Source organism: Neoroseomonas rubea (assembly GCF_016106015.1).
Taxonomy (GTDB): Bacteria; Pseudomonadota; Alphaproteobacteria; order Acetobacterales; family Acetobacteraceae; genus Neoroseomonas; species Neoroseomonas rubea.
Map to the genome: position 1 here is coordinate 1 of NZ_JACADQ010000735.1, position 629 is coordinate 629.

Below are 629 nucleotides of genomic sequence, written 5' to 3' on the forward strand. Positions count from 1 at the left end.
CTCTTCCGATCTGCGGACCCCGCGCCCGCAGCGCCGAACGACGCGGCGCCCGCCCGTCCGCCCGGCGTCGCGGAGCGTACAGGCGCGGCGATCGACCGTGCCGCGGAGCAGACCGGCCAGGCGCTTGGCCGCGCGGCGGATGAAAGCGGATCGGCCGTCGGCCGGGCCATGCGCTGGACCGGGGAAAGGTTGCAGGGCGCCGGCGAATGGACCGCGCGGCAGGGTGACCGCCTGACCGGCCCAGGCACGCCGCCGCCCGCCGCCCAACCCGCCGCGCCGGCACCCACGCGGCCCTGAGGCATCGGGTTTAGCGCCAAGCCGGAACCGCAGCCTTCGCGACGGCCCGGATCGCCACGGCGGCCGGCGGTCGCGAGCCGCACCGCCCGCCCCAGGCACCGATCCGTCAGGGATGCAGGTGCCTCACCCCGCCGCCCACCGCCTCGGCCACCAGCGTGCGGTGGCATTGTGCCGGGTCCGCTTCCAGGCACAGGACGCAGACGCGCTGCCGGCCCGCGAGGTCGCGCAGGTTGGCAAGTGCGGCCTGCGGCTCGTCGCCGGCCAGATGCGCGGCGAAGATGCGCCGCATCTCGGCCGGCCGGCCGGCGCGCACCGCCGCACGCCCCGCGGCC

2 protein-coding genes are annotated in these 629 nt (G+C 78.2%); one reads left to right on the top strand and one right to left on the bottom strand.

The genetic code is table 11. The features are described 5' to 3' along the window. The coding region (locus HW577_RS26800; protein WP_419956615.1) for a hypothetical protein at nt 1–297 on the top strand (297 nt) is incomplete at its 5' end. 106 nt (nt 298–403) lie between these two features. Here HW577_RS26800 and HW577_RS26125 read toward each other — a convergent pair. Then, nucleotides 404–629 (bottom strand): DUF488 domain-containing protein (locus HW577_RS26125; protein WP_198378977.1); only part of this gene is annotated, 226 nt, incomplete at its 5' end.